This window comes from Mesorhizobium sp. M2A.F.Ca.ET.037.01.1.1 (assembly GCF_003998075.1).
Taxonomy (GTDB): domain Bacteria; phylum Pseudomonadota; class Alphaproteobacteria; order Rhizobiales; family Rhizobiaceae; genus Mesorhizobium.
Genome location: NZ_RZSA01000516.1, coordinates 1 through 4,703, shown reverse-complemented (window position 1 = coordinate 4,703; position 4,703 = coordinate 1). Strand labels below are relative to the sequence as shown.

The window sequence follows — 4,703 nt, the reverse complement described above, 5'->3', positions numbered from 1 at the left end:
GGTAACATATCGACAGGATTTCGTTCTCGATTTACTCGCACAGGGTCTGGTATTCATCTATCTGAGGTTGCAAAAATTCGGTTGGACGGGCGCGCAGTTTTTCCAGTGTGGCGCTTGCCTCTTCGTACGCGCCGCAAAGATTCAAGAGCTCGGCATCGGATGCCGTGAGGATTTGAAGCTGACCCCGCAACGCCGGCAGCCGCAACATCAGCTTTATCAGGCCGCGCCTGTTATAGACCGCGCTTTCCATCATCTATTGCAACCTGACACCTGCACCGCCACCAAGCATTGTTGCTGGCAGGCTTCGAGACAGCCAGTTCGTTACGGTTACAAAACCGGGAAGAGCAGGAATTGCGCCGGAGACAACTACTTTTGCGTGCCCCGCGAGTTTCTGCATGGCTTGAAATGTCCGAGAGCATTTACCGTAACGTACTTCGCGCATCCTTTGCCTATGCCAAATCTGTAACCGAGCACCGGCTTCGGCGGGACGCTGGCGCGAACGAGGAGCGCAGTTTCAAAATTCTACGCGAACATCAGGTAGTGCGGATGCGAAGCGGCTATCGCCCAGCACCGAAACCCCGAGGTCACTGGCGCCGAAGTCGAATGTTGCCGGCTGACGGGAAGCTAATAGGCGGCGAGGCCGTTTGACTGACAAGAAGGGACCCTTTCATGAGCAAGTTCGAACTCAACCGCCGCGACATGTTTGTGGGAGGGTCGGCGCTCGCCCTCATGGGATTCAGTTCAATGGCGCAGAGCGGCTCAGAGGCACTGGCCGCTTCGACGGGTACGGCAGCGAAGCCGGCGACACAGGCGACCAAGGCCGCCAATGAGGCGCTCAAAAAGTATCTGAACTTCGAAGATCGCGCGGATTTCGAGAACGCCACGCGCGGTCTCATCTCCAAGCCAGATAGGCTCATGATCAAAGACGCGAATGGCGGGATCGTCTGGGATCTGGAGACCTATAAGAAATTCATCGACATCGACAAGCCGGCTCCCGACACCGTGAATCCAAGCCTTTGGCGCAACGCGCAGCTCTGCATGCAATACGGCTTGTTCCGCGTCCATGACCGCATCGTCCAGGTCCGGGGTTTCGATCTCGCCAACGTCACCTTCGTCCAGGGGGACACGGGCTGGATCGTACTCGACACCGGCAGCAATCTGGAAACAGGCAAGGCCGCTTACGAGCTGGTCAGCCGGCATCTCGGCCAGCGCCCCGTGCTCGCGGTGGTCTACAGCCACAGCCACGGCGACCACTATGGCGGCGTGAGAGGGCTGGTGGACGAAGCCGATGTTGAGTCCGGCAAGGTGCAGATCCTGGCTCCCCAAACCTTCACCGAGCATGCCATCAGCGAGTTCGTGATCGCCGGCAACGCCATGGGCCGGCGTGGAATCTATATGTACGGCCCGCTACTGCCGCGCAGCCCACAGGGCGGCGTCAATGCCGGGTTGGGCCAGACGGTCGGTCATGGCAATTCGGGGCTTATCCTCCCGACCCGTGAGATCAAGCAAAGCGGCGAGGAAGTCACCATCGACGGCGTGAACATGGTTTTCCAACTGACGCCCGGAACCGAAGCGCCGGCAGAGATGAACACCTATTTCCCGCAGTTCCGAGCCATGTGGATGGCCGAGAACACTACAAACACCATGCACAACATCCTCACCTTGCGCGGCGCTCAGGTGCGCAACGCGCTAGAATGGGCGAAGTACATCAATGAGACGATTGAACTGTACGGCGATGGCACCGACGTAAAGTTCCAGGCGCACCACTGGCCTATGTGGGACAGCGAAAAAATCGTCGATTATTGGAAGAAGCAGCGCGACCTCTATAAGTTCATTCACGACCGCTCGGTCAACCTGATGAATAAGGGCTATACCGGCGTCGAAATCTCCAACATGATCAAGTTGCCGCCTGAGCTGGACAAGGCTTGGTACAATCGCGGGTACTACGGATCCCTCAAGCATAATTCCCGCGCGGTCTACCAGTTTTACATGGGCTTCTACGACGGCAATCCCACCACTCTCGACCAGCTTCCGCCTGAGGAGGCCGCCAAGAAATATGTTGACTATATGGGCGGACCGGCCGCGATCTTGACGAAGGCCAAGGCCGACTTTGACAACGGCGAGTACCGTTGGGTAGCGGAAGCTCTGAAGCACGTCATCTTCGCCGATGCCGGCAACGCTGCTGCCAAGGAGTTGCTGGCGGACGCTTACGAGCAGATGGGCTACCAGGCCGAGTCCGGCCCCTGGCGTTCCGTCTACCTGCAAGGTGCCTTGGAGCTGCGCCACGGCGTGCCAAATGCCGGCTCGATCGAGACCGCCGGGCCGGACACGATCAAGGCCATGCCCCCCGAAATGTCCTTCGATTATCTGGCTGTTCGGCTGGACAGCGACAAGGCGGCCGGCAAGAAGCTTGCCGTCACTATTGACTTCACCGACCTCAAGGAAGCCTACACGCTGACAATCGAGAATGGCGTCCTGAACCATTCGAGGAAGGTCGATCCAAAGGCCGACGCGAAGGTCTCGCTGACCAAAGCGGACTGGGACAAGATCCAGTCCAGTGAGAAGGCGGGGTTCCCGGACGAATTGAAGGTCGAAGGCAGGCGCGAAGCCCTGGCCGAGTTCGCCTCAATGATCGACACCTTCTCCTTCTGGTTCCCTATCGTGACGGCTTGAAGAGCCAACACACAAGTTTGGTGAGCGCAAGAATCTTACCAAAGGACGCGGGGAGGGAACAATGCTTAGATACAGTTTTGCAGCGCTGATTTTGCTCCTCACTCAATCGGGCGCGGTATCGCATGACTATACGCCAGGTCACCTGAACGAACGGCTCGCCCACAGTCGCGCTGTGGAAGCGATTGTCTGGGGCATGCCGGCGGTCAACTTCGATTTGATGCTGCAGGCGGCGATTAAAGCCGGTGCGAAGGAAAACCAGATCGTATTCTGGTCCCGGATTCCCGACTGGAAGAACCAGACGCTGACGCCCAACCCCAGCACGATCTACCTGATGCCTTTCGTCAATACCAAAGACGCGGGTCCGATGGTGCTCGAGATTCCGTCGGCTACGGGCGGCGAGATCACAGGAACCATCATGGATGCCTGGCAGGCGGCACTCGACGATGTCGGTCCGGCCGGCGTGGACAAGGGCAAGGGCGGCAAGTACCTCGTCCTGCCTCCCGGCTATAGTGAGCAGATCCCCGAGGGCTACATTCCGCTGCGGTCCGATACGAACATGGCCTACGCGCTCCTGCGTTCCAATGTGGGCAGCGGCAGCGAAGTGGATGTCGCCAAGGCGGTCGCCTACGCCAAGCAGATCAAGCTGCATCCGCTCTCGCAGGCGGCCAGCCCGCCGCAGACGACCTTCGTCGATGCGGTTGAAACGATCTACGACAGCACGATCCCCTACGACGTGCGCTTCTTCGAGTCCCTCGACCGTTTCGTCCAGCGTGAACCATGGCTCGACCGCGACAAAGCCATGATCGACCATCTGAGGTCTGTCGGCATCGAGCAGGGTAAGCCCTTCAAGCCCGGTCCTGAAACAAAGAAGGTACTCGGGCAAGCGGCCTCGGAGGCTCGGACTTTGATGGAGCAACGCTACGAGGCTCTTTTCACCCCGTCGTTCTACGAGGGAAGCCAGTGGGCTCTCCCTGTTCCACACGACCTCAGCGAAGGCTTGTCGGATCTGTTCAGCAAGCCTGGCGTCTACCCCGTGGACAATCGCGGCACCTTTTTCTCGTTCGCCTTCTCCAGCATCAAACACCTCGGCTCCGGCCAATTCTATCTCGTGACGATCCGAGACAAGAATGGAAAAGCCCTGGACGGCGGAAAGACTTACCGTCTGACTGTGCCGGCCAATGCCCCGGTCTCGCTCTATTGGTCGGGCACCGTTTACGATCGGGGCACCCACGGCCTGATACGCGATCAGAAATGGGCCAGCCGAGGTTCGAACACCCCCGGGCTTCAAGCCAATGCCGACGGTTCGGTAGATCTGTACTTCGGGCCGAAGCCCCCCTCCGGAAAGGAATCGAACTGGACCCCGACGCGATCCGGCGCCGGATGGGAGATCATCTTCCGGTTTTATGGCCCGAAGAAGCCACTATTCGACAAGACGTGGCAATTGCCGGACATCGAGAAGATAGCCGCCCGGTGAGCGTGGAGGAGAGCGCCATGAAAGCAATCATAGCCGCAGCGTTCGCGCTGTCCACAATGGGAGGAGTCGCATTCGCCGAGAGCACTGTGCCGGTGACAGTCGATAACTTCGTTCGCGCCGAGACGGACCTCTATTTCTCCAATTCCGTGAAGGGTGGCGGATTTGGTGGCTGGCATCACGTGCGGGACCTTCTGCCCATCGACCATCAGACCGTAATCCGCGGCAACCGGGACACTTTGTATTCCACGCGCGTCTTCGATCTCGACGCAGGGCCGGTGACCATAACGCTTCCCGATGCCGGGAAGCGTTTCATGTCGCTGCAGATCATCAGCGAGGATCAGTACACGACCACCGAGTATGGCGCCGGACCGCACACACTGGACAAGGCGAAAGTTGGTACCCGTTACGTCCTGGCGGGCGTTCGCACCTTGGTCGACCCCAATGATCCAAAGGACCTGGTTCGCGTCCATGCTCTGCAGGATGCGATCGAGGTCTCGCAGCCAGGCGGGCCGGGCAAGTTCGAGATTCCGAACTGGGACAAGGAAAGCCAGAAGAA

The 4,703-nt window shown here is 59.0% G+C and carries 4 protein-coding genes; all 4 read left to right on the top strand.

Annotated features, from left to right (window positions below; translation table 11 throughout):
* The coding region (locus EOA27_RS41575) for a hypothetical protein (protein ID WP_210214165.1) at positions 1-466 on the top strand (466 nt) is incomplete at its 5' end.
* 203 nt (positions 467-669) lie between these two features.
* Positions 670-2,673 (top strand): alkyl sulfatase dimerization domain-containing protein, encoded by a 2,004-nt coding sequence (locus EOA27_RS22905; RefSeq protein ID WP_126078252.1) that lies wholly within the window; start codon positions 670-672, stop codon positions 2,671-2,673.
* 61 nt (positions 2,674-2,734) lie between these two features.
* Positions 2,735-4,147: a DUF1254 domain-containing protein gene (locus EOA27_RS22900; protein WP_126078253.1), complete on the top strand. Its 1,413-nt coding sequence runs from the start codon at positions 2,735-2,737 to the stop codon at positions 4,145-4,147.
* Positions 4,148-4,164: 17 nt separating this feature from the next.
* On the top strand, positions 4,165-4,703 hold a 539-nt coding region (locus tag EOA27_RS22895; RefSeq protein ID WP_145970481.1), incomplete at its 3' end, for a DUF1254 domain-containing protein.

Bases quoted from the DNA above. Each gene is read 5' to 3' on its own strand.
- EOA27_RS22905 (WP_126078252.1), top strand. From the start codon at position 670: ATGAGCAAGTTCGAACTCAACCGCCGCGACATGTTTGTGGGAGGGTCG.
- EOA27_RS22900 (WP_126078253.1), top strand. From the start codon at position 2,735: ATGCTTAGATACAGTTTTGCAGCGCTGATTTTGCTCCTCACTCAATCG.